Below are 21,256 nucleotides of genomic sequence, written 5' to 3'. Positions count from 1 at the left end.
TCTATGCGCCGCTTACTACTTGCCACACTGCTGGCCGCCTCCTTCGGCAGCGCCCGCGCCGACTTTTCCATTCCGGGCTATGAGCTGGTGCTGACCACGCCGGTCGAAACCTCGCTCTCCAATCCCGACCTGCGCGAAGCTGCGGCGGTGTGGACCGAACTGTTCGACAACGCGAAGAAGGACATCGCGATCGGCCAGTTTTACGCCGTGGTGCGCGAAGGCAGCGCCTTCGAGAAAGTCATGGAGCGCCTGGAAGCAGCGGGCAAGCGCGGCGTGAAGATCCGCTTCCTGCTCGATAAAAAGGGCATCAACTTGTCCGAGGCGCCGACCCTCGAGCGCCTGAAGGCGATCCCGAATGTGGAACTGCGCATCCTCGATTTCAACCAGCTGACCGGCAATGGCATCATCCACGCCAAGTACCTGGTGGTGGACGGCGCGGTGGCTTTCGTGGGCAGCCAGAACTTCGACTGGCGCTCGTTCGCCCACATCCACGAAACCGGCTTGCGCATCACGGATGCGAAAGTGGTGCGGCAGGTGCAGTCCATATTCGAGCAGGACTGGAATGCGCAGGCGCGCCAGGCGCGTGGTTTGCGGGTGCCGGAAATCGGCACGTCGACGTTCAGCGCCAACTACGCGCCGGACGCATTCCTGCTGGCCAGCCCCTACGCCTACAACCCGCAAGGCGTGGCCGATTCCGAGCGCGCCCTGCCGGCGCTGCTGGACGAGGCGCAAAGCGAAGTGCGCGTGCAGCTGCTGGACTACGCGCCGCTCAGCTACGGCGCGAAAGGCACGCGTCCCTATTATCCGGTGGTCGACAACGCTGTGCGCGCGGCCGCCCAGCGCGGCGTGAAGATCAAGCTGATGGTCTCGAACTGGAACACCGAGGCGCCCGCGATCGCCTACCTGAAAAGCCTGGCCATGCTGCCCAACGTGGAGATCAGGATCGTGACGCTGCCCGCCGCGTCGACCGGCTTCATTCCGTTCGCGCGCGTCATCCACAGCAAGACCATGAGCATCGATGGCAAGGTCGCATGGGTGGGCACGAGCAACTGGGCCGGCGGCTACTTCGATTTGTCGCGCAACCTGGAAGTGGTGATGCGCAACGAGAAGATGGCGCAGCGCCTGGGCGCCCTGCATGAGCAGTTGTGGGATTCTCCGTACGCGGCGCCGCTGGACGTGAACAGGAATTATCCGAAACCGAGCAAAGGTAAACAAGAATGAAGAAGCTTGCATGTGTGCTGGCGCTGGGCGCGGCGTTCGTATCGACCAACGTCATGGCATGGGGTAACGACGGCCACCGCGTGGTCGGCGCCATCGCCGACCAGCTGATCAAGGGCAGCAACGCCGAGAAGCAGGTGCGCGCGCTGCTGGTGCCGGGCGAAAGCCTGGAGAAGGTCGCCAACTGGATGGACTGCGTGAAGGGCACTTACTGCGGTCCGCAGACGCCGGAGATGACCGACTACACGGCCGCCAATCCCAAGCACAGCGAGTACCACTACACCGACGTGCCGTTCCAGCTGAACGAATACCACGACCACGGCGTCGGCACCGACGAGCACGACATCGTGCAGTCGCTGCGCCAGGCGATCTGGGTCCTGCAGGGCAAGGACGGCGCGGCCGTCAATCCGCACAAGTTCACCAGACGCCAGGCCTTGCTGCTGCTGGCCCACCTGGCCGGCGACGTGCACCAGCCGCTGCACGTGGGTTCGGCCTTCATCAGCAAGAACGGCGTGTTCGTCGTGCCGCTGAAGCAGGAACAGATCGACGGCGTGAACATCTTCAATCCGCAGGGCGGCAACAATATGCTGCTGGACGATGCCAAGCTGCTCGCCAACAGCAGCGCGCTGATTCCGGCCGCGGCGCCGAAAGAGGGGGAAGCAGCCAAGCCGGATACGGTTGCCGCTTCATCGGCATCGGCGGCTGCTGCGGCTATAGCGCCAACGGCCGACGCCAAGCCGGCCGTCTCGCAGACCGCTTCGCCCGTGCCGAAGACCAAACCCTTCCACTCTTACTGGGACACCACGGTGGTGGACTATGCGATGCGCCGCGTGAGCGCGCGCACGCCGGAGCAGTTCGCGCAGATCGCCATCGGCGGCAAGCCGGCCGTGGCGGGCAACTCGGGCGACCCAGCCAGCTGGCCTTACCAGTGGGCGGACGACGCGCTGGCGGTGGCCAAGCTGGCGCACGCCGACGTCACCATAGGCGCCGCCGGCAAACAGACCAGCCGCACCGGCACCGTCTATACGGTGTGGACGCTGAACGTGCCGGACAACTACCCGGTGCCATCGTCGGCCATCGCCAAAGAGCAGCTGATCAAAGGCGGCTACCACCTGGCATCGCTGCTGCAGGCGATCTGGCCTTAATTCGTCAACAATCACTGTTTAGTCTCAATAGGGCGCCTGTTCGAACTTCGTACACTGCCCTATGCATATCATCACCGAAAAGAGACTGAGAGAATTCTGGCAGCGGCATCCATCGGCTGAGGCGCCGATGCGGGAGTGGGGAAAACGCATGACCAGTCGCCAATATCAGGATTTCAATGCCTGCGCGCAGACTTCCCTAGTGCCGACTACGTACGTCCTTACACTGTGTTCGACATTGGCGGCAACAAATATCGTTTAGTGGTTCACATCCGGTATGACGCGCACAAAGTGTACATTTGTGGTGTATGGACGCATTCGGAATATGATGTGTGGTGCAAGCACTATCGGAAAAGAGGAGGGTAGCGATGAATACCATGTCGGAAGGTATTGATCTGGCTGCGTTGCAAGGTTTGTGGGCAGAATTTGCACGCATCAGCTGTTTGCGCGCTCTCAGGTCCGAGGCAGACTACGATCATGCGGTGAGTCTGATGGATCAGTTGATTGACACTATCGGAGACGATGAGCAGCATCCCCTGGCAGGCCTGCTTGATCTGATTTCGGACCTGGTGATGCTCTATGATCGTCAGCATTTTGCCTTGTTTTCTCTTGAAGCAAACCCGTGACAGTCTTTATTTCCCCGCCAGCGGCCGATACCAAAGTTCCGGCCGCTGCAGCGGGGTGTCGGGCGACATGAAGGGGTTGGGCACCGTCAGCAGGCGCCGCTTGTCCAGGCCGCAACGTTCGATGATGGGGCCTTTGTGCTGGCGGAACAGCGCGTTCAGCGTGCCGTCCTGCACCATCGTTTCCAGCCCCGCCTTGATGCGCCTGGCCAACTGCTCGCCCTCGGCGTCGCGCCGGACGAAAATATAGCGCGGCAGCGGGTAGTGCAGCAGCAGACTGGGCTCCAGCGCCATTTGCGGGTAGCGCTGCCTGTTCTCGGCCAACTCGCGCGGCGCCTCGTCCACGCCGCGTGAATAGTAGTCGAAGCGGCCCGCCATCAGCATCGAATACATGCTATCCGACGAACCTTCCACCACCGGCATGCCGGCCGCGCGCAGGATGGGGATATCGACCCAGCCCTTGCCTTGGCCTGCCCGCATGCCGCGCAGGTCCTGCACGCTGCGCACGGCCTCGAAGCGCGGCAGGTCGGTGGCGCGCACCAGGAACACGCGGAAACCCAGCAAGCCCTTGTCGATGGGGATGCGGATCGGCAGGAAGCGCTGCTCCAGATCGCGCGCCGTGGGATAGGCGAACACGTTGATGCGCCCTTGCGCCAGGCTGAGCTCCTGCTGGACCCGCTGCGGCGACATGGGCTCGTCCAGCTGTTTCATGTCGAAAGGCCCGAAGGCCGTTGCCGATTTCTCGAGCGAGGTGCGCAGGATCAGCCAGTCATAATCGTAGAGCTGGTCCACCGCGTCGATGTAGCGTGGGTAGACCAGGGTTTGCGGACTGGACAGCCCTGCATTGGCGCTGTCCAGCACCGGCCAGAGGCAGCTGGTGAGCGTGCCCTGGAGAAAGCGTCTGCGGGTGGGGGATGAGCGCTCCATGCATTCAGTGTGCCATCCGGCCGCTCTGCCAGCAAGCGGCACGCCGCAATAGCGTTGCGAATTCGACAGGCTTGCCGGGATCGGCCTACCGGGCCAGGAACAGCTGCTGGATCTGGCCGTAGGTCATGGCCTTGTCCTTGAGCGGGCCGATGTTGCCGCCGTCGAGGAAACTCTGCGCCATCTCCCGTCCGACGCCCCACAGCGCTTCGGCGATGCCGGAGCCGGCGCTCAGGCGACGCACGCCCAGTGCGGCGAGTTGCGCCGCATCCGGTACGCCCGGCCAGTCCATCACGTTCAGCGGCAGGCCGGCCGCGCCGGCGATGCGCTGGATCTCCTCTGCCTTGCAGACGCCCGGCACGAACAGGCCGTCGGCGCCCGCTGCGCGGTACAGCGCCGCGCGCGACAGCACTTCCTGCACCCGTTCCGCTTCCGGCGCCAGGCCGCGCAGATAGACGTCGGTGCGTATGTTGACGAAGATGTCGGCGCCGGCTTTGGCGGCAGCGTCCTTGATGGCGCTAATCTTGCGGGCCAGCAGGTCCGGTGCGTCGTTGCCGTCCTCGATGTTGATGCCGGCCACGCCGCTGTCGGCCAGGCGCATGACGTGGGCGGCGACGGCTTGCGGGTCGTCCGAATAGCCGTTTTCGGCATCCACGGTGAGCGGCACCTGCAGCACGCGGGCGATGCTGCGGGCGGCGGCGATGGCCACGTCCGCCGGCATTTTTTGCCCGTCTGCGTAGCCCTGCGACCATGACACCCCGGCGCTGGTGGTGGCGACCGCTTGCGCGCCCAGGCTTTCTATCAGCCGGGCGCTGCCCGCGTCCCAGGCGTTGGCCAGGCGCAGCAGTTGCGGGCCGTTGTGCAGTTGCCGGAATGTCGACACCAGTGCGTTCATGCAAATCTCCTTTGTCAGTTTGCGGGTTCAGTTCGCCGATTCGGCGAGAAACAGTTGCTGCAGCTCGCCGTAGCTCATCCCCTGCGCAGCCAGCGGACCGGTGTCTCCCTGGTCCAGGAAGCCCTGTGCCATGCCGCGCGCGGCGCCCCACAATGCGCGCGGTAAGCCGGCCCCGGCACTGAGCCGGCGCACGCCCAGCGTCGCAAGCTCCGCTGCCGGTGGCAATCCCGGGCAGCCCATGACGTTCAGCGGCAGCCCGGCCGCGCCGGCTACCGCCCGGATGTCGTCGGGCTGGACGATGCCCGGCACGAATAGGCCGTCGGCTCCGGCCGCGCGGTAGACTGCTGCACGCGCCAGGGTTTCTTCGACGCGCAGCGCCTCCGGCAACGTACGGAGCCAGAAGATGTCGGTGCGCGCGTTGATGAAAATGCCGGTGCCGGACTGGGCCGTCAGCAGCCTGATGGCGTCGATTTTCCTGGCCATCAGTTCAGGCGCTTCGCCGCGGTCTTCGAGATTGACGCCGGCGACGCCGCTGTCGACCAGGCGCTGGACGAATTCGGCGACGGCCCGCGGGTCGGCGGAGTAGCCATCCTCGATGTCGACCGTGAGCGGTACGCTCAGCACGCGCGCCATGTTGCGGGCCGCCGCGATAGTCAATTCGGCCGGCATGCCGCCGTCCGGGTAGCCCTGCGTCCAGGCGACACCTGCGCTGGTGGTGGCGATGGCTGGTGCGCCCAGGCTTTCAATCAGCCGGGCGCTGCCCGCATCCCATGCGTTGGCCAGACGTAGTAATTGCTTGCCATCGTGGAGCTGTCGGAAGGTTTTCAGGCGCTCGTTCATGCGGGACTCCGTGAAGTGGAAAGTGATCTATTTTATAAGCTTTCCGGTTTTTACGCTGCGAGCGTAATTGCGATTCCCATCTGGCGGTACGGCGCCAGCAGCGCCTCGTCCACGCCGGCGTTGACGATGATGTCGTTGACCTGCGCCAGCGGCGCGATCCGGAACGGCGCGGCGGTGTTGAGCTTCTCCGGCGAGGCCAGCACCACGGTGCGCAGCGAGGCCGCGCTGATGGCGCGCTTGACGCAGCCTTCTTCGTAGTCACCCGTGCTGATGCCCGCTTCCGGGTGCAGGCTGCATACACCCATGAAGAAGATGTCGGCCCTGACTTGGGCGACCGCCTCCATCGTGGCCGCGCCGACGCCGACAATGGAATGCTTGAACAGCCGGCCGCCTAGCATGATCACTTCCACCGTCGGATGCTCGGCCAGCTCCACCGCGATGCTGGGGCTGTGCGTGACCACCACGGCGCGCAACTCGCGCGGCAGATGGCGCGCCACTTGCACGGCCGTCGTGCCGCCGTCGATGAACACGACTTGGCCGGGCTTGACCATGGCGGCCGCCGCCCGGCCGATGGCGGGCTTGGCGTCGCTGGAAATATGCTGGCGCTGGGCGAAATTGCCCATTGCCGGCGAGGCGGGCAGGGCGCCGCCGTGCACGCGCTCGAGCAAGCCTTCCTTGGCCAGCTCGCGCAGGTCGCGCCGGATGGTGTCCTCCGACAGACCGAGCTTCTCGCTCAGCGTCTTGGCGACGATCTGGCCATCCTGGCGCAGCATGTTCAGCAGTAATTCTTTGCGTTGGCGTGTCAGCATGGGTGCACGAATTTTCTTGATATTGCACGATACTGCATGATATCGTGAAAATATGCAAACTGTTCAGGGAGTGGCGGCCATGCCGGAAGATCACGTCAAGATACGCTCGGTGGAGACTCTGTCGGACGACTGGTTCCTGCTGCGAAAGACCACTTTCGACTACCGCCGCCGCGACGGGAATTGGCAGACCTTGTCACGCGAGACCTACGACAGGGGGCATGGTGCGGTGATTCTGCTGTACCACCGCGCGCGGCGCAGCGTGGTGCTGGTGCGCCAGTTCCGCTTCCCCGCCTACAGTCACGACGGCCACGACGGTTTCCTGATTGAAGCGCCGGCCGGGCAGCTGGACCAGGCCAGTCCCGAGGAGCGCATCCGTGCCGAGGTAGAGGAGGAGACCGGCTACCGCGTGGCCGACGTGCGCAAGATCTTCGACGCGTTCATGAGCCCCGGTTCGGTTACCGAGCGCGTGCACTTCTTCGTCGCCGAGTACGATCCCGCCTCGCGGCCCGGCGAGGGCGGCGGCCTGGCCGAGGAGGGCGAGGACATCGAAGTGCTGGAACTCCCGCTCGAGCGCGCGGTCGGCATGATGGCCAGCGGCGAGATATGCGACGCCAAGACCATCATGCTGCTGCAGTACGCGCAGCTGAATTTGTTCGACCATCCTACGTCCTGACGCGGCGGCGGCCCAGCCAACCCACAGTGCTAACAAGACGAACGGCCGCGTGTCCTTGTGTCCGCCATTAAGCCGGCTTGAACACGACAGATTCAGCGGAGCGTGTGAACGGCCCGTGATAGACGGCTTCGATGTTGTTGCCGTCGGGGTCGAAAGCGAAGGCGGCGTAGTAGCCGGGATGGTAGTCGCGCTCCCCCGGTGGACCGTTGTCGCGCCCGCCAGCCGCCAGCACGGCCTTGTGGAATGCCTGCACCGTCTCCTGGTCTTTTGCCATGAAGGCGATGTGCACGTGCGACACCGGACCGTCGGCCTTGTCGACGTAGAAATCGTCCAGGTAGAAGTGGCCTTCTTCTTCCACCAGCGCGCCGGTCAGGCCGAGCGCCTTGAACGCCGCTCGGTAGAAGCGCTTGCTTGCTTCCACATCGGCCACGCGCAAGTGGACGTGGTCAAACAGCCTGCCTCGTTGAAATTCCATGGCTCGCTCCTTCAATACAGACCGAGCCAGTATAGAAGTGCGGGGCCGGCAGGCGCGCCAGCTTGACTGGTGTAAATTTGGCGGCGTCCACCGGGTTGGCAACGGCCGCTCAGTCGCCGCCGCATCCACCTCCGCCGCATCCGCCGCCATCGCTACCACCGCCATCGCTGCCCCCGCCATCGCTACCGCCGTCGCCTCCGCTTGAGCCCGTGTCGCTGGTGCAGCCGCTGCCGCCGTCACTGAGGGAGTGCCCGCTGCCCAGGTCCGCGCCGCAATAAGCTCCGGCGCTGCCGTTGTCTTGCCGGCGTACGCCATGGCAGTCCGGCACGTACAGGAAGCCCTCGTTGATATCGAACTTGCCGTCCAGCGCGAACAGCAGGGGCAGGCGCAACGGCGCATGGGGATTGATGTTCTCCTCCATGCATGCGTAACGCCAGCAGCGCCGGATGCCGTCGTTGCCTTGCTGGCCCTTGGTCAGCACGATGGCGGGCGTGTGGTGCAGAAAGCGGCCGAAGGCCTTTTGGCAGAATTGCTGGTAATTCTTGGTGTAGAGGATCAGCTCGTGCCACAAGTCGTCCGCCACCTGAGACGGCATCGACACATAGAGCCGGCCGCTTTTCAGGTGGGCCAGGAAGAATTGCCGCAAGCCATGCGCCACCAGCTGGCAGTCCTTGGTGCTGAGTTGCGGATGCTTCTTCATGAGCTTGTCGAACAGGCCCTTGGGCAGGACAAAGCTGCGGATATAGGCTTCTCGCCGCTGACGCAGCTGGCGCCGCCAGAGGAAGCCACTCAACAATGCGAACGAGGCGTACGCGGCGACGATGAGTGCGGACATGGTTTAGCCTCGACAAATAGGTTGGGCAACGCGGCGGTCTGATTCCATGCAGAGTAATATCCCCCAAATCGCAGAAATTGGAAAGAGGCAATCATGTGGGCATCGATACCGCGACTGCCCTGCGCATGGGGCAATTCTTTGGACTCCCGGCAGAGCTATTTGCACCCGCCGAAGTCATTGATACTCCGGGGCTGGGTTAGACTTTTTCGTGGAAGGCGGAGAAATGGTTGGCGAGGTGCATGGCATGGGCCAGCTCGTAATCTTTTTTGTCCAGCGTCCCGTAGGCGAAGTGCGGCCGCAGCGGTCCGGACCAGGCGCGGAACGCGGCGATCGCCGCGCGCAGGCGTTCGAGCGCTGGCGCGGGCTCGTTCGCTGCCGCCAGCGACGGCGCGCCGGGTATCGGTTCGGCCAGGTCGTGCGTCATGCGGCCGCGCCACGAGAACACGCCCAGTGCGGCCGAGCCGACCGTGCGCTGGAACAGCGCGGATTTCTCTTGCGGGAAGCCGGACATCGAGAACTCGATGCTTTGCGCGCAGTGCGACAGCGTCTGCGCCCAACTCCAGGCGGCGTTTGATGCCAGCTCCCCGGCCTGGGCCAGACGCGCCAGTTCCTGCTCCGCCGCCGCGAGCGAGGCGAAGCGCAGCTGGCGGTCGTCCGTGGAGGCCGACTGGCAGCCCGCCATGCCGCCCGCCGCCAGCGCGGTGGCGGCGCCCGTCGCCGCGATCATGAATGCGCGCCGTGGTGGATCGATTTTATTTTTCATATTGGATCAGCGTGATTTGACGAATGGGACGCCGATGGCTTTCGGCGCCACGGACTTGGCCATCAGGCCGGCCAGCACGACCACGGTGACCACATACGGCACCATCTGGATCAGCGAGCCTGGGATGCGGCCCACCACCGGCAGGTCCACGCCTTCGATCTGGATCTGCACCGCGCCGAAGAAGCCGAACATCAGGCAGCCGAGGAAGGTGTACAGCGGACGCCAGTTGCCGAACACCATGGCGGTCAGCGCCAGGTAGCCGGCGCCTGCCGACATGTCGCGCAGGAAGAAGCCGCTCTGCACGATGGCCAGGTAGGCGCCCGAGAAGGAGCACAGCACGCCGGCGATCAGCATCGCCGTGTAGCGGGTCCATTCGACCGATACGCCGGCCGCGTCGGCCGCGTGCGGATTCTCGCCGCAGGCGCGCAGGCGCAGGCCGAAGCGGGTGTGGTACAGCACCCAGTGCACCAGCGGCACCAGCGCGAACGCCAGGTAGACCAGCACCGAGTGGCCGCCGATCAGCTTGGTGTACAGCCAGCCGATGAAGGGAATGTCCGCCATCATGGCGCTGCCGGGCAGCACCACGTCGAACAATCGCGCCTGGCCCAGGTCCGGCGTGCGGCCGCCCTGCTGGAAGAAGAACTGGGCGACCACGAAGGTCAGGCCGCTCATGGCGATGTTGATGGCGATGCCGGCCACCAGCTGGTTGCCTTTTTGCGTGATGCTCACATAGCCTTGCAAGGTGGCCAGCGCCACCGACACGGCCACGCCGGCGGCCACGCCGTACCAGGGATTTTGCGTGGCGAAGGCCACCGCCGCCGAGACGAAGGCGGATGCCAGGATCTTGCCTTCCAGGCCGATGTCGATCACGCCCGAGCGTTCCGCGAACAGGCCGGCCATGGCGGCGAAAATGAGCACCGGCGCGTTGCGCACGGTCGATACCAGGATGCTGCCGATATGCAGGTCTTCAAAAGTCATGTCGTTACCCCTTGGCCTTCATCAGCTTCATGATGGCCGGTGCGTAGAAGTTTTCCATGGCGCCGCAGAACAGAATGATCAGGCCTTGGATGAAGATGAAGGTCTCGGTCGGGATGTTCGGTTTTTCCAGCGACAGGTCGAAACCGCCCTGGATCAGCGCGCCGAACAGCACGGCCGACAGGAAGATGCCGACCGGGTGCTGGCGGCCCATCAGCGCGATGGCGATGCCGACGAAGCCGGCGCCGCCGACGAAATTGAGCGACAGGTAGTGGGTCGAGCCCATGATGGAGTTGACCGAACCGAGGCCCGCCAGCGCGCCCGAGATCAGCATGACGACGATGATCATCTTGCTGATGCGCACGCCAGCGTAGTGCGCGGCGTGCTTGTTCAAGCCGGTCGCGCGCAGCTTGTAGCCCCATGCCGAGCGCCATACCATCACGCCGTACACGGCCAGCGCCGCGATGGCCAGAAGGAAGCTGACGTTGAGCGGCGTGTCGCCCAGCACCGGGAACCAGGTGTTCAGGCGCGGCATTTCGGCGGCGGCGGAGAACACGCGGCTGGCGGTGTTCTGCTCGCCCGGCGGGATCAGGTATTTGACGATGAAGAAGTTCATCAGCGAGGCGGCGATGAAGTTGAACATGATGGTGGTCACCACGATGTGGCTGCCGCGTTTGGCCTGCAGGTAGCCGGGCAGGAAGCCCCACAGCGCGCCGAACAGGGCCGCGCCGGCGATGCCGCAGGGGATCAGCAGCCACCATGGCAGCGAGGCGTCGAAGGTCAGCATGGCCACTGTCAGGCCCAGGCCGCCCATATACATCTGGCCTTCGGAGCCGATGTTGAACAGGCCGGCCTGCATGGCGATCGACACCGACAGGCCGGTGAAGATGAAGGTGGAAGCGTAGAACAGCGTGTAGCTCAGGCCTTCCGGATTGACGATGGCGCTGTTGATCAGGATGCGCATGGAGTCGAGCGGATCTTCACCGAGCAGGTGGATCACCAGGGCGGCCACCAGCAGCGCCGAGAGCAAATTCAATACGGGCAGGACAAAGGCTGTCGCCCAGCGTGGCATGTCGTTAGTGTTCATGATTTATGCATCCCGCCCATCAGCAAGCCGATGCGGGTAGTGTCGAATTCGTCGATTTTCAGTTCGCCGGTGATGCTGCCGCCGCACATGACCAGGATGCGGTCCGCCAGCGCGCGCACTTCCTCCAGTTCCACGGAGACCAGCAGGATGGCCACGCCGGCATCGCGCAGGGCCAGCAACTGGCTGTGGATGGATTCGATGGTGCCGATGTCCACGCCGCGCGTCGGCTGGCCGACCAGCATCAGCTTGGGCTGCGCCAGCACTTCGCGCGCGATCACCACTTTCTGCTGGTTGCCGCCGGAGAGCAGGCCGATACGCAGGTCAGGGTTGGCCGGACGCACGTCGAACTGCTTCAGCAGGCCGGCGCAGCGCTCGGCGATGCCCTTGAAGTCGATCAGGCCCCAGCGGTTTTTCACGCGGTCCTGGTAGCCGAAGAAGGTGTTGTGCATGACCGAGAAGTTCTTCACCACGCCGTCGCGCAGGCGGTCTTCCGGCACGTGGCCTATGCCCAGCTCGCGGAATTCGCGCGGCAGGCCGTCCGGGTCGGAACGCCGGGCGTAGGGCAGGGGCTTGCCCTGGAAGTCGACCTGGCCCGACGTCGGCAGGCGCATGCCCGACAGGATCTCCATCAGCTCGCTCTGGCCGTTGCCGGACACGCCGGCAATCGCCACGATCTCGCCGGCGCGCAGCGTGAAGTTCAACTTGTTCAGCAGGGTCACGCCGTTGCTGTCGGTCAGCTGCAGCTCGCGCACGTCCAGCACCGGCGCGCCGGGCTTGTAGGCGCCGCGCGGCAGGTTGTTCTCGATCGGGCGGCCTACCATCATGTTGGCCAGTTCCTCTTTCGAAGTCTGCGCCGTCTCCACGGCGCCGACCACGCGGCCGCCGCGCATCACGGTGACGGTGTCGGTGATGTCGAGGATCTCCTGCAGCTTGTGCGTGATCAGGATGATGGTCTTGCCCTGTTCCTTGAACAAGCGCAGGATCTCGAACAGCGACTCGGTCTCCTGCGCGGTCAGCACGGCGGTCGGCTCGTCCAGGATCAGGATGTTGGCGCTGCGGTAGATTTGCTTGAGGATCTCCACGCGCTGCTGCGCGCCCACCGACAGGTCGTGGATGGTGGCCAGCGGATCGACGTCCAGGCGGTAGCGCGCGCAGATCTCGCGCAGCTTGGCCTCCACGCCCGCGCGCTGGCCGGCCAGCTTGAAGCCGCCCTCGGCGCCCAGCATTACATTGTCCAGCACGGTCATGTTCTCGACCAGCATGAAGTGCTGGTGCACCATGCCGATGCCGAGATGGATCGCCTCGTGGCTGCTGTGGATGTTGCGGGCCTGGCCGTCGAGCAGGATCTCCCCGCCGTCGGCGCGGTAATATCCGTACAGGATGCTCATCAGGGTCGATTTGCCGGCGCCGTTCTCGCCCACCAGGCCGTGGATGGCGCCCTTGGCGATGGCGAAGCTGACGTCCGTGTTCGCCTTGACAGCCCCGAAGTGCTTGGAGATGCCGCGAAATTCTACAGCTGGGTGCATAGGATCACTGGATGATGGTTGCTATGACTGAAAAACGCGCCGAACGGGAGTCCCCGCCGGCGCGTTCTCTTTTTAAATCACGTGTTTAGACCGGGCAGCTGTTGCTGGTGCGGTAGTCGATGACCTTGACCTTGCCGTCGATGATGTCCTTGCGCACGCCCAGGACTTTCTTTTCGATTTCCGGGGTGATCAGCTTGCGGTTGTGCTCGTCCAGCGCCCAGTCGACGCCGCCTTCCTTCAGGCCTTTGGCGGTGACGCCGGCCTTCCAGCTGCCGTTCTTCATCTGCGTGAAGGCATCGTAGACGGCGTTGTCGACGCGCTTGACCATCGAGGTCAGCACGCTGCCGGGGTACAGGCTGTTCTGGTTGGAATCAACGCCGATCGACAGCTTGCCTTTTTCCTTGGCGGTCTGCAGCGTGCCCATGCCCGAACCGCCGGCCACGGCGAACACCACGTCCACGCCGCGCTCGAACTGCGAGCGCGCCAGTTCGCCGCCCTTGGCCGGGTCGTTCCAGGCGGCCGAGGTGGTGCCCACCATGTTCTGGAACACTTCCGCCTTCTTCTCGACCGACTTGGCGCCTTGCGCGTAGCCGCAGGCGAAGGTGCGGATCAGCGGAATGTCGATGCCGCCGATGAAGCCCAGCTTTTTCGATTTCGACGCCATGGCCGCAGCCACGCCCACCAGGTAGGAGCCTTCTTCTTCCTTGAACGTCACCGAGTTCACGTTGGCGCCTTGCGCCACGCCGTCGATCAGCACGAAGCGCACTTTCGGGAATTCCTTGGCGACCTTCTGCACCGCCTGCGTCTGGGCGAAGCCGATCGACGCAATCATGTCCATATTCTTGCGCGCCAGGCCGCGCAGCACCTGCTCGGCCTGCGTGTCGCTGCTGGCCTGCACTTCGATGAAGTTGATGTTGGTGTCTTTTTTGAAGCGCGAAGCGCCCTCGAACGCGGACTGGTTGAACGATTTGTCGAACTTACCGCCCGCGTCGTAGACCACAGCCAGCTTCGGGTCAGCGGCGCAGGCGCCTGCTGCCACGAACAAAGCGGCTATGGTCATACTGAATTGTTTGATTTTCATGAGTAGGCTCCTGGAAGTTCGATATTGTATATTTTTTGCGGCCGAAACATCTAATTTGACATGGTTTTTAGAGGAGGCGGCCCCAATCTTGTTCAATTTGCCAGTGCCTGGCTTTGTCGTGCTGATGCAACATGACTTTACATCCGCCAAACGTGTTTCATTGTTGCTTTTTCATTCAAACAGCCAACCGCCGTTGCTAAATCGGCATGCCTGCCATATCACTGTTCCAGGCCCTTCGCCCCTATGGGAACGCCACCGTATACATATTAGTGTGCGGGGCCGTGGCGGCGCAGCGGTCGGATATTTCCTTACTATGCATGAGCCGCGATATGTATGGCAAATACGTTTTTTGTTGCTTATTTATATGGTGAAGATATAAATGAATTACATTGTGTCGTAATTTCCAGTCAAAAGTTTTCATGCTAGGATTCGCGCTTGCGTCGCTTTTTATTTGTAAATTGCAAAGCTTGGCGTGATTTGCAAGACCTGCTGAACAATACTTAATAACGGGTTTCACCCCTATTCGGAGTTACTACATGATGACTAAAAGTACCTACGCGCGCCGTACGCTGATCGCCCTGTCGATCGCCGCCGCCTTCCCGCTGCACGCCATGGCTGCGCCTGAAGCGGCCGCCGAAGGCCAGGCCAGCACCACCGAGCAGTCCACCGTCAAGACCGAAGCCGGGCAGCTGGAGCAAGTGATCGTGACGGCGCAGCGCCGCGCCGAGAACATCAAGGATGTGCCGATGTCGATCGCCACCGTGAAGGGCGACAAGCTGGACGTGCTGACCTCCGGCGGCCAGGACATCCGTTTCCTGTCCGGCCGTTCGCCGTCGCTGAGCGTTGAATCCGACTACGGCCGCACCTTCCCGCGCTTCTACATCCGCGGCCTGGGCAACACCGATTTCGACTTGAACGCCTCCCAGCCGGTGGGCCTGGTGATGGACGACGTGGTGCAGGAAAACCCGATGCTGAAAGGCTTCCCGGTATTCGACGTGGACCAGGTTGAAGTGCTGCGCGGGCCGCAAGGCACGCTGTTCGGCCGCAACTCGCCGGCCGGCGTGATCAAGTTCGACTCCGCCAAGCCGGTCTTCAGGAACGAGGGCTACATCAACGCCGGTTTCGGCAAAGACAGCGTGCGCAACTTCGACGGCGCCTTCAACGTGCCGCTGAGCGACACCGTGGCGGTGCGCTTCTCGGGCCAGACCCAGCACCGCGGCGACCGCGTGCACAACCCGCGTCCGACCAACAGCGGCACCTCCGACTTCGAAGGCTACGACGACCACGCCGCCCGCATCCAGCTGCTGGTCAAACCGACCAAGGACTTCAGCGCCCTGTTCAACGTGCACGCGCGCACCATGAACGGCACCGCGACCCTGTTCCGCGCCAACATCCTGAAGCCGGGCACCAACGAGCTGGTCGACAACTTCGACTACGGCAACTACCCGACCGACGGCGTCAACGAGCAGTGGCTGCGCACCCGTGGCGGCAGCGCGCGCCTGCGCTGGGACTTGCCCGGCGTGACGCTGCACTCGATCACCGGCTATGAAACCCTGAACCTGTACAGCCGCGCCGACGTGGACGGCGGCTACGGCGCCTCCTTCCACCCGCCCATGGGTCCCGGCTTCATCCCGTTCCCGGTTGAAACCGCCGACCTGATGCCGAACCACCGCCAGTTCTCGCAAGAGTTCCGCGCCGAGTCGACCAACGCCGGCCCGCTGCAGTGGATCGCGGGCATGTTCTACTTCAACGAAGACATCCAGATCGATTCGATCAGTTTCGACTCCTTCGCCAAAGGCAATCCGAAGAACCCGTTCTACGCGACCCAGTTCCAGAACGCGGAGTCCTACGCGCTGTTCGGCACCCTGAACTACACCGTGTCGGACAAGTTCAAAGTGCGCGGCGGCGTGCGCTACACCAAGGACAAGAAGGACTTCCTGGCCCAGCGCGTGGAAAACACCGTCGCCAGCCGTCGCCTGGACGCCGATACGTCGAACGTGAGCTGGGACCTGAGCGGTACCTATACGCTGGACAAGGACACCAACGTCTTCGGCCGCGTCGCCACCGGTTACCGCGCGCCGTCCATGCAGGGCCGTTTGTTCGGCCTGGACAGCCTGCCGACCGTCGCCGGCGCCGAAAAGGTGCTGTCGGTTGAAGCCGGCATCAAGGAAGACCTGTTCAACCGCCGTGCCCGTCTGAGCGCGACCGTGTTCCACTACCGCGTGAAAGACAAGCAGCTGACCGCCGGTTCCGGCACCGTCAACCAGAACGTGCTGGTGAACGCGGACAAGGCCATCGGCCAGGGTATCGAATTCGATGCGCAAGCGAACCTGGGTTCGGGCTTCAGCGCCACCATCGGTTCGAGCTACAACGACACCGAGATCAAGGACGCAGGCCTGTTCGTCAAAACATGCGGCGCGCCTTGCAGTGTGACCAATCCGACCAAGGAGCAGAACGGTTCGACCGTCGCCCTGGTCAACGGCAATGACCTGCCGCGTGCGCCGAAGTGGCAGCACAACTTCACGCTGAAATACTCGGTGCCGGTGGCCAACGGCGAGTTCTACGCCTTCACCGACTGGACCTACCGCACCAAGTACAATATGTTCCTGTACGCCGCCAAGGAATACACCGCCAAGCCGCTGACCGAAGGCGGCCTGCGCGTGGGCTACAAGTGGGACCGTTATGAAGTGGCAGCGTATGGCCGCAACATCACCAACCGCATCCAGTCCGTGGCGGCGATCGACTTCGACAACCTGACCGGCATCACCAACGAGCCGCGCACCTACGGCGTGCAGCTCAAAGCGACGTTCTGATTCGTAGTTTGACCTGAAGAAGCCCGCGCATCGTAAGATGTGCGGGCTTTTCTTTTTCGGCTCGTATGGAGATTGGCGTATGCAGACGGCGGTGAGTTTGTGGCCCTTGCTGGGCGTGGCGGTGATCGTGGTGGGCTTCCTGATGCGCGCGCACCCGGTGCTGGTGGTGGTGGCCGCATGCTTCACCACCGGCTTCGCGGCGGCGATGCCGGTCGAGGCGCTGCTGGCGTCCCTCGGCAGGGCGTTCGTGAAGACGCGCAACCTGCCGCTGATCTATCTGCTGCCGCTGGCCGCCATCGGCCTGCTGGAGCGCTACGGCTTGCGCGAGCATGCGCAGGCAGCGATCGCGCGCGTGAAGTCGGCCACGGCGGGACGTATCCTGATCGTCTACCTGACGGTGCGCGAGCTGTCGGCGGCGGGCGGGCTGACCAGTCTCGGCGGCCATCCCAACATGGTGCGGCCGCTGGTGTCGCCGATGGCCGAGGCGGCCGCCGAGCTGCGCCATCCCGGCCTGAGCGAGCGCCTGCGTCACCGCGTGCGCGCCATGGCCGCCGCCACCGACAACGTCGGCCTGTTCTTCGGCGAGGACATCTTCGTCGCTTTCGGCGCCATCGTCTTGATGCAGACCATACTGCGCGGGGAGGGGATAGAAACCAATCCGCTGCACATGGCGATGTGGGGTATCCCGACCGCCATCACTGCCTATGTGATCCACGCCTGGCGTTTGCGCCGCCTGGACCACGAGATCGAGCGCGAGCTGTTGGCTGCTGCGCAGGCTGCGGCACAACGGACCGCCGGCCCGTCCGCGCCAGACCCAGACTCAGACCCAGACCCAGACCCAGAGGCAGAAGCCGGGGCAGGGCCGCGCGACACGCCGTCCTTGCCGGTCGGCGATGGCACAGGCAGTGGCGGGCCGCCGCCGGGTCCTGCGCCGCTGCCGCCGGGAGGCCAGCCATGATCCTCAAGCTCGACTATTTTTACCTGCTGCTGGGCGCGGTGCTGGCGTTGATCGCCTTGCTCACGCTGGCCGACCGCAGCAATCCGCGCCGCCACACGACCGCGCTGTTCTGGGCCTTGTACGCCACCGTCTACCTGGGAGGCGAAGCGCTGCCGGAAGCGGCGGCGGGCGCCATGATGATCGCCATGGCGCTGCTGGCAGGTTTTGGCGGCGTGCGCATGGGCGCGCCGAAAAGCCTGCCCGAGTCCGAACGCCGCAGCAGTGCACAGCGCCTCGGCCACAAGCTGTTCGTGCCGGCGCTGGTGATCCCCGCCGTCACCATGACCTGCGCCACCCTGCTCAAGGACGTCAAGTTCAACGGGCTGTTCCTGTTCGACCAGAAGCACCTGACGCTGGCCGCGCTGGGTTGCGCCTCGGTGATCGCGGTGGCCGTCGCCTGCATCATGCTGCGCGCTACGCCGCTGCAGGCCGCGCGCGAGCAGCGCCGCCTGGTCGACGCCATGGGTTGGGCCATCGTGCTGCCGCATATGCTGGCCGTGCTGGGATTGCTGTTCACGGAAGCGGGCGTCGGCAAGGCGGTGGCGCACGTCAGCACCTCCTATATCAATATGGACTGGAAGCTGGCCGCGGTGGCGGTGTACTGCGGCGGCATGGCGCTGTTCACCATCGTCATGGGCAACGGCTTCGCCGCCTTCCCTGTGATGGCGGGCGGAATCGGCATTCCGGTGCTGGTCGGCGTCTACCACGCCAACCCGGCGCTGATGGCCGCCATCGGCATGTTCAGCGGCTACTGCGGCACCTTGATGACGCCGATGGCCGCCAACTTCAACATCGTTCCCGCCGCGCTGCTCGACCTGCCCGACAAGCACGCGGTCATCAAAGCCCAGATCCCGACCGCGCTGCCGCTGCTGGGAGCGAATATACTGCTGCTGTACTTCCTGATGGATTATTGAGGAGGCAAGATGAGCAAAAAGATTGTGCTGCTTACCGGCTTTGAACCGTTCAACGAGGAGAGCATCAATCCCGCCTGGGAGGCGGTGCGCGCGCTCGAAGGCTGGAGCGGGGACGGTTTCGAGGTCGAAGTGCGGCAGTTGCCGTGCGTGTTCGGCGAGGCGAACGACATGCTGACAATCGCCGTCGAAGCGCTCAACCCCAGCATCGTCATCGCGGTGGGGCAGGCTGGCGGCAGATGTGACCTGTCGGTGGAGCGCATCGCCATCAACATCGACGATGCGCCTATCAAGGACAATCGCCAGCGGCAGCTGGTGGACCAGCCGATCGCGGCGGACGGCCCGGCCGCCTATTTTTCGACGCTGCCGATCAAGGCCATTGTGCGCGAGCTGCGCGACGCAGGGTTGCCCGCGTCAGTGTCGCAGACGGCGGGCACCTTCGTGTGCAACCACGTGTTCTACGGCCTGATGCACCTGGCCGCCGCACGGCTGGCCGAAGGCGGCCACGCCCCGCTGCGGGCCGGCTTCATCCACATCCCCTATTTGCCGCAGCAAGCGGCCGCCCACCCCGGCGCCGCCAGCATGTCCCTGGCCGACATGACCGAAGGCCTGCGCATCGCAGTCCGCACCGCGCTCGCGGTCGACATCGACCTGCGCGAGCTCGGCGGCGCGACTCATTAGCTTTGCGCCGCCGTAAAGCATGCTTGGCGGGTTACGCGGGCGAAGCCCGCTAAGCCGCCCTACAGTGCGCGTAGCGCGTCAGGTGGCGGGTTTGATGATGTTGAGGAAGGCGCGCACGACGGGGGCGTCGTCCAGCGTGGTGTAGGTGATGTATAAATTCGCCGACGGCGGATTGGTGCGGATCGGCACGAAGACGACGCCGGGCCAGCCGATGCGGCTCGTCGTTTCCGGCAGCAGCGCGACGCCCAGGCCCGCGCCCACCATGGCCAGCAGGGTTTGCGGCTCGGACGCTTCCTGGAATATCGTCGGCTGGAAGCCGGCCCTCACGCAGCACTGGATCAGGTAGCGCGGGAAGGCGGACTTGTCGAGCGCCAGGGTCAGCATCGGCTCGCTGGCGATGTCGGTCAGCTCGATCGCGTCCTGCTTGGCCAGCGGGTGGTGCTCGTTCAGGGCCACGCACACGTTCTCGCGGAAGCACAGCTCCTGCCGCAGGTTGTCGTTCTTCAGGTCGTCGTCGTTGAGCCTGGGCTCGCGCCAGAAGCCGACGTCGATCTGCTTGGCGCGCAGCGCGTCGTATTGCACCGTCGGGCCGAACTCGTGGATGGTCCACGTCACGCGCGGGAACTTGCTCTGGAATTCTTCCAGCAGCGACGGGATCGGCCCCCACATCGCCGAGCCGACGATGCCCACTCGCAGCCGCCCCACTTCGCCGCGGTCGATCTGGCGGATGGTGTCGATGGTCATGCGCATCTTGGCCAGCAGATCGGACGCTTCGGACATCAGCGCCTTGCCCGCCACCGTCAGCTCGAAGGTGCGCGTGGTGCGCGCGAACAGGCGCACGCCCAATTCGCTTTCGAGCTTCATGATCTGCTGGCTCAGCGGCGGCTGCGAGATGTGCAGCCGCTCGGCGGCGCGGCTGAAACTCTTTTCTTCTGCGACGGCGAGGAAGTACTTTAGTTGTTTCAGGTCGATGGACATGGCGAGACTCGTTAGTTGCGTCGTCCCCGTGCAAACGGGGATCCAGAGGCAGCGTGGATTCCCGCCTGCGCGGGAATGACCTCCTAGGTTACCGGGTGTTCGATCAGGGCGCGCGCGAGCTCGGCGCCCACCCGCGCGTTGTTCTTCACCAGCGCGATATTGGTCGCCAGGCTGCGCCCTTCGGTAAGCTGCTTGATGCGCGCCAGCAGGAAGGGCGTGACCTGCTTGCCCGCCACGCCGCCGCGCGCCGCTTCGTCCAGCGCCTGCGCGGTGATGGCGTCGATCTCGGCCTTCGGCATCGCCTCGGCTTCGGGCACCGGCGCGCTGATCACCACGCCGCCTTTGAGCCCGAGCTTCCATTTGGTGTTGATGAAGGACGCCTGCTCGGCCGGCGTGTCGAGCTGGAAGTCGGCGTTGAAGCCGCTCTCGCGCGTGAAGAAGGCGGGGAAGCCTGCCTGGCCCACGCTCACCACCGGCACGCCGTGCGTCTCCAGGTATTCGAGCGTGAGGCCGATGTCGAGGATGGATTTCACGCCCGCGCACACCACGGCCACCGGGGTCTGTGCCAGCTCCTGCAGGTCGGCCGAGATGTCGAAGCTGGTCTCCGCGCCGCGGTGCACGCCGCCGATGCCGCCGGTGACGAACACGTGGATGCCCGCCAGTTCTGCGCAGATCATGGTCGCCGCCACGGTGGTCGCGCCCAGCTTCCCTTGCGACAGCACATAGGGCAGGTCGCGCCGGCTGACCTTCATGGCGTCCGGCGAATTGCCCAGCAATTCGAGCTGTTCCGGCGACAGGCCGATGCAGATCTTGCCACCCATGATGGCGATGGTGGCCGGCACGGCGCCGGCGTCGCGGATGATCTGTTCGACATCCCTGGCAGTCTGCACATTCTGCGGGTAGGGCATGCCGTGCGAGATGATGGTCGATTCCAGCGCGACGATGGGTTTGCCGGCGGCGCGCGCGTTGGCCACTTCGGCCGAGTAGGAGAGGAATTGGTGCATGCTTGT

General features: G+C 64.4%; 21 protein-coding genes and 1 pseudogene. 9 read left to right on the top strand and 13 right to left on the bottom strand.

What is annotated here, in order from left to right; translation table 11 throughout:
• The first annotated feature begins 3 nt into the window (after nucleotides 1-3).
• The 4 genes from ACSQ8Y_RS18925 (at nucleotide 4) to ACSQ8Y_RS18910 (ending at nucleotide 2,986) form a co-directional block, all read left to right on the top strand.
• A complete protein-coding gene (locus ACSQ8Y_RS18925; RefSeq protein WP_436267980.1) occupies nucleotides 4-1,221 on the top strand; it encodes a phospholipase D-like domain-containing protein in 1,218 nt (405 codons plus the stop codon).
• The gene (locus ACSQ8Y_RS18920) at nucleotides 1,218-2,363 is read left to right on the top strand and encodes a S1/P1 nuclease (protein WP_436267979.1); all 1,146 of its coding nucleotides are present in this window, start codon (nucleotides 1,218-1,220) and stop codon (nucleotides 2,361-2,363) included. Before ACSQ8Y_RS18925 ends, ACSQ8Y_RS18920 begins: the two co-directional genes overlap by 4 nt.
• Before the next feature lie 135 nt (nucleotides 2,364-2,498).
• Nucleotides 2,499-2,726, top strand: coding sequence for a type II toxin-antitoxin system HigB family toxin (locus tag ACSQ8Y_RS18915; protein WP_436267978.1), 228 nt, complete (start codon nucleotides 2,499-2,501; stop codon nucleotides 2,724-2,726).
• A 2-nt stretch (nucleotides 2,727-2,728) separates the two neighbouring features.
• Nucleotides 2,729-2,986: a hypothetical protein gene (locus tag ACSQ8Y_RS18910; protein ID WP_436267977.1), complete on the top strand. Its 258-nt coding sequence runs from the start codon at nucleotides 2,729-2,731 to the stop codon at nucleotides 2,984-2,986.
• A 6-nt stretch (nucleotides 2,987-2,992) separates the two neighbouring features.
• Here ACSQ8Y_RS18910 and ACSQ8Y_RS18905 read toward each other — a convergent pair whose 3' ends face one another.
• From ACSQ8Y_RS18905 to ACSQ8Y_RS18890, 4 genes are all read right to left on the bottom strand, one after another.
• Entirely contained in the window at nucleotides 2,993-3,910 is a 918-nt protein-coding gene (locus tag ACSQ8Y_RS18905) for a substrate-binding periplasmic protein (protein WP_436267976.1), read from the bottom strand.
• Between the two features lie 85 nt (nucleotides 3,911-3,995).
• A complete protein-coding gene (locus ACSQ8Y_RS18900) occupies nucleotides 3,996-4,802 on the bottom strand; it encodes an isocitrate lyase/PEP mutase family protein (protein ID WP_436267975.1) in 807 nt (268 codons plus the stop codon).
• A gap of 27 nt (nucleotides 4,803-4,829) precedes the next feature.
• Entirely contained in the window at nucleotides 4,830-5,642 is an 813-nt protein-coding gene (locus ACSQ8Y_RS18895) for an isocitrate lyase/PEP mutase family protein (RefSeq protein ID WP_436267974.1), read from the bottom strand.
• A gap of 50 nt (nucleotides 5,643-5,692) precedes the next feature.
• Entirely contained in the window at nucleotides 5,693-6,451 is a 759-nt protein-coding gene (locus tag ACSQ8Y_RS18890; RefSeq protein WP_436267973.1) for a DeoR/GlpR family DNA-binding transcription regulator, read from the bottom strand.
• A gap of 79 nt (nucleotides 6,452-6,530) precedes the next feature.
• Here ACSQ8Y_RS18890 and ACSQ8Y_RS18885 point away from each other — a divergent pair, with 79 nt between their 5' ends.
• Nucleotides 6,531-7,124 (top strand): NUDIX domain-containing protein, encoded by a 594-nt coding sequence (locus ACSQ8Y_RS18885; protein WP_436267972.1) that lies wholly within the window; start codon nucleotides 6,531-6,533, stop codon nucleotides 7,122-7,124.
• Between the two features lie 67 nt (nucleotides 7,125-7,191).
• Here the strand turns inward: ACSQ8Y_RS18885 and ACSQ8Y_RS18880 are convergent, their stop codons facing one another.
• The 7 genes from ACSQ8Y_RS18880 to ACSQ8Y_RS18850 form a co-directional block, all read right to left on the bottom strand.
• Nucleotides 7,192-7,599, bottom strand: a complete 408-nt coding sequence (locus tag ACSQ8Y_RS18880) for a VOC family protein (protein WP_436267971.1) — start codon at nucleotides 7,597-7,599, stop codon at nucleotides 7,192-7,194.
• A gap of 109 nt (nucleotides 7,600-7,708) precedes the next feature.
• A complete protein-coding gene (locus ACSQ8Y_RS18875) occupies nucleotides 7,709-8,434 on the bottom strand; it encodes a glycine-rich domain-containing protein (protein ID WP_436267970.1) in 726 nt (241 codons plus the stop codon).
• Nucleotides 8,435-8,630: 196 nt separating this feature from the next.
• Nucleotides 8,631-9,197 carry a DUF1569 domain-containing protein gene (locus tag ACSQ8Y_RS18870; RefSeq protein ID WP_436267969.1) on the bottom strand — a complete coding sequence of 189 codons (567 nt, stop codon included), beginning with the start codon at nucleotides 9,195-9,197 and terminating at the stop codon, nucleotides 8,631-8,633.
• A 6-nt stretch (nucleotides 9,198-9,203) separates the two neighbouring features.
• Nucleotides 9,204-10,175, bottom strand: coding sequence for an ABC transporter permease (locus ACSQ8Y_RS18865; protein ID WP_436267968.1), 972 nt, complete (start codon nucleotides 10,173-10,175; stop codon nucleotides 9,204-9,206).
• A gap of 4 nt (nucleotides 10,176-10,179) precedes the next feature.
• Nucleotides 10,180-11,259 (bottom strand): ABC transporter permease, encoded by a 1,080-nt coding sequence (locus tag ACSQ8Y_RS18860; RefSeq protein ID WP_436267967.1) that lies wholly within the window; start codon nucleotides 11,257-11,259, stop codon nucleotides 10,180-10,182.
• Nucleotides 11,256-12,785 (bottom strand): ABC transporter ATP-binding protein, encoded by a 1,530-nt coding sequence (locus tag ACSQ8Y_RS18855; RefSeq protein ID WP_436267966.1) that lies wholly within the window; start codon nucleotides 12,783-12,785, stop codon nucleotides 11,256-11,258. The genes ACSQ8Y_RS18860 and ACSQ8Y_RS18855 overlap by 4 nt, the downstream gene beginning before the upstream one ends.
• A gap of 85 nt (nucleotides 12,786-12,870) precedes the next feature.
• Nucleotides 12,871-13,866, bottom strand: a complete 996-nt coding sequence (locus ACSQ8Y_RS18850; RefSeq protein ID WP_436267965.1) for a BMP family lipoprotein — start codon at nucleotides 13,864-13,866, stop codon at nucleotides 12,871-12,873.
• Between the two features lie 539 nt (nucleotides 13,867-14,405).
• Between ACSQ8Y_RS18850 and ACSQ8Y_RS18845 the strand changes: the two genes are divergently transcribed.
• The 4 genes and pseudogenes from ACSQ8Y_RS18845 (at nucleotide 14,406) to pcp (ending at nucleotide 19,268) form a co-directional block, all read left to right on the top strand.
• Nucleotides 14,406-16,679, top strand: a complete 2,274-nt coding sequence (locus ACSQ8Y_RS18845; RefSeq protein ID WP_436269858.1) for a TonB-dependent receptor — start codon at nucleotides 14,406-14,408, stop codon at nucleotides 16,677-16,679.
• 79 nt (nucleotides 16,680-16,758) lie between these two features.
• Nucleotides 16,759-17,469: pseudogene (locus tag ACSQ8Y_RS18840) on the top strand (DUF969 domain-containing protein); the annotation flags it as partial.
• Between the two features lie 164 nt (nucleotides 17,470-17,633).
• Nucleotides 17,634-18,590 (top strand): DUF979 domain-containing protein, encoded by a 957-nt coding sequence (locus tag ACSQ8Y_RS18835; RefSeq protein ID WP_436267964.1) that lies wholly within the window; start codon nucleotides 17,634-17,636, stop codon nucleotides 18,588-18,590.
• A 9-nt stretch (nucleotides 18,591-18,599) separates the two neighbouring features.
• On the top strand, nucleotides 18,600-19,268 hold the full coding sequence (pcp, locus tag ACSQ8Y_RS18830) for a pyroglutamyl-peptidase I (RefSeq protein ID WP_436267963.1): 669 nt from the start codon (nucleotides 18,600-18,602) through the stop codon (nucleotides 19,266-19,268).
• A 78-nt stretch (nucleotides 19,269-19,346) separates the two neighbouring features.
• Here the strand turns inward: pcp and ACSQ8Y_RS18825 are convergent, their stop codons facing one another.
• Nucleotides 19,347-20,246, bottom strand: coding sequence for a LysR family transcriptional regulator (locus tag ACSQ8Y_RS18825; protein WP_436267962.1), 900 nt, complete (start codon nucleotides 20,244-20,246; stop codon nucleotides 19,347-19,349).
• 83 nt (nucleotides 20,247-20,329) lie between these two features.
• Nucleotides 20,330-21,250 carry a pseudouridine-5'-phosphate glycosidase gene (locus tag ACSQ8Y_RS18820; RefSeq protein WP_436267961.1) on the bottom strand — a complete coding sequence of 307 codons (921 nt, stop codon included), beginning with the start codon at nucleotides 21,248-21,250 and terminating at the stop codon, nucleotides 20,330-20,332.
• Nucleotides 21,251-21,256: the final 6 nt, after the last annotated feature.

This window comes from Pseudoduganella sp. LjRoot289 (assembly GCF_964252925.1).
In the GTDB taxonomy this organism is placed as follows: domain Bacteria; phylum Pseudomonadota; class Gammaproteobacteria; order Burkholderiales; family Burkholderiaceae_D; genus Rugamonas.
This window is presented reverse-complemented; position numbering and strand designations above follow the sequence as displayed.

Bases quoted from the DNA above. Each gene is read 5' to 3' on its own strand.
- ACSQ8Y_RS18865 (WP_436267968.1), bottom strand. From the start codon at position 10,175: ATGACTTTTGAAGACCTGCATATCGGCAGCATCCTGGTATCGACCGTG.
- ACSQ8Y_RS18905 (WP_436267976.1), bottom strand. From the start codon at position 3,910: ATGGAGCGCTCATCCCCCACCCGCAGACGCTTTCTCCAGGGCACGCTC.
- ACSQ8Y_RS18885 (WP_436267972.1), top strand. From the start codon at position 6,531: ATGCCGGAAGATCACGTCAAGATACGCTCGGTGGAGACTCTGTCGGAC.
- ACSQ8Y_RS18875 (WP_436267970.1), bottom strand. From the start codon at position 8,434: ATGTCCGCACTCATCGTCGCCGCGTACGCCTCGTTCGCATTGTTGAGT.
- ACSQ8Y_RS18860 (WP_436267967.1), bottom strand. From the start codon at position 11,259: ATGAACACTAACGACATGCCACGCTGGGCGACAGCCTTTGTCCTGCCC.
- ACSQ8Y_RS18895 (WP_436267974.1), bottom strand. From the start codon at position 5,642: ATGAACGAGCGCCTGAAAACCTTCCGACAGCTCCACGATGGCAAGCAA.
- pcp (WP_436267963.1), top strand. From the start codon at position 18,600: ATGAGCAAAAAGATTGTGCTGCTTACCGGCTTTGAACCGTTCAACGAG.
- ACSQ8Y_RS18920 (WP_436267979.1), top strand. From the start codon at position 1,218: ATGAAGAAGCTTGCATGTGTGCTGGCGCTGGGCGCGGCGTTCGTATCG.
- ACSQ8Y_RS18835 (WP_436267964.1), top strand. From the start codon at position 17,634: ATGATCCTCAAGCTCGACTATTTTTACCTGCTGCTGGGCGCGGTGCTG.
- ACSQ8Y_RS18925 (WP_436267980.1), top strand. From the start codon at position 4: ATGCGCCGCTTACTACTTGCCACACTGCTGGCCGCCTCCTTCGGCAGC.
- ACSQ8Y_RS18900 (WP_436267975.1), bottom strand. From the start codon at position 4,802: ATGAACGCACTGGTGTCGACATTCCGGCAACTGCACAACGGCCCGCAA.
- ACSQ8Y_RS18850 (WP_436267965.1), bottom strand. From the start codon at position 13,866: ATGAAAATCAAACAATTCAGTATGACCATAGCCGCTTTGTTCGTGGCA.
- ACSQ8Y_RS18910 (WP_436267977.1), top strand. From the start codon at position 2,729: ATGAATACCATGTCGGAAGGTATTGATCTGGCTGCGTTGCAAGGTTTG.
- ACSQ8Y_RS18890 (WP_436267973.1), bottom strand. From the start codon at position 6,451: ATGCTGACACGCCAACGCAAAGAATTACTGCTGAACATGCTGCGCCAG.
- ACSQ8Y_RS18855 (WP_436267966.1), bottom strand. From the start codon at position 12,785: ATGCACCCAGCTGTAGAATTTCGCGGCATCTCCAAGCACTTCGGGGCT.
- ACSQ8Y_RS18880 (WP_436267971.1), bottom strand. From the start codon at position 7,599: ATGGAATTTCAACGAGGCAGGCTGTTTGACCACGTCCACTTGCGCGTG.
- ACSQ8Y_RS18820 (WP_436267961.1), bottom strand. From the start codon at position 21,250: ATGCACCAATTCCTCTCCTACTCGGCCGAAGTGGCCAACGCGCGCGCC.
- ACSQ8Y_RS18825 (WP_436267962.1), bottom strand. From the start codon at position 20,246: ATGTCCATCGACCTGAAACAACTAAAGTACTTCCTCGCCGTCGCAGAA.
- ACSQ8Y_RS18845 (WP_436269858.1), top strand. From the start codon at position 14,406: ATGACTAAAAGTACCTACGCGCGCCGTACGCTGATCGCCCTGTCGATC.
- ACSQ8Y_RS18870 (WP_436267969.1), bottom strand. From the start codon at position 9,197: ATGAAAAATAAAATCGATCCACCACGGCGCGCATTCATGATCGCGGCG.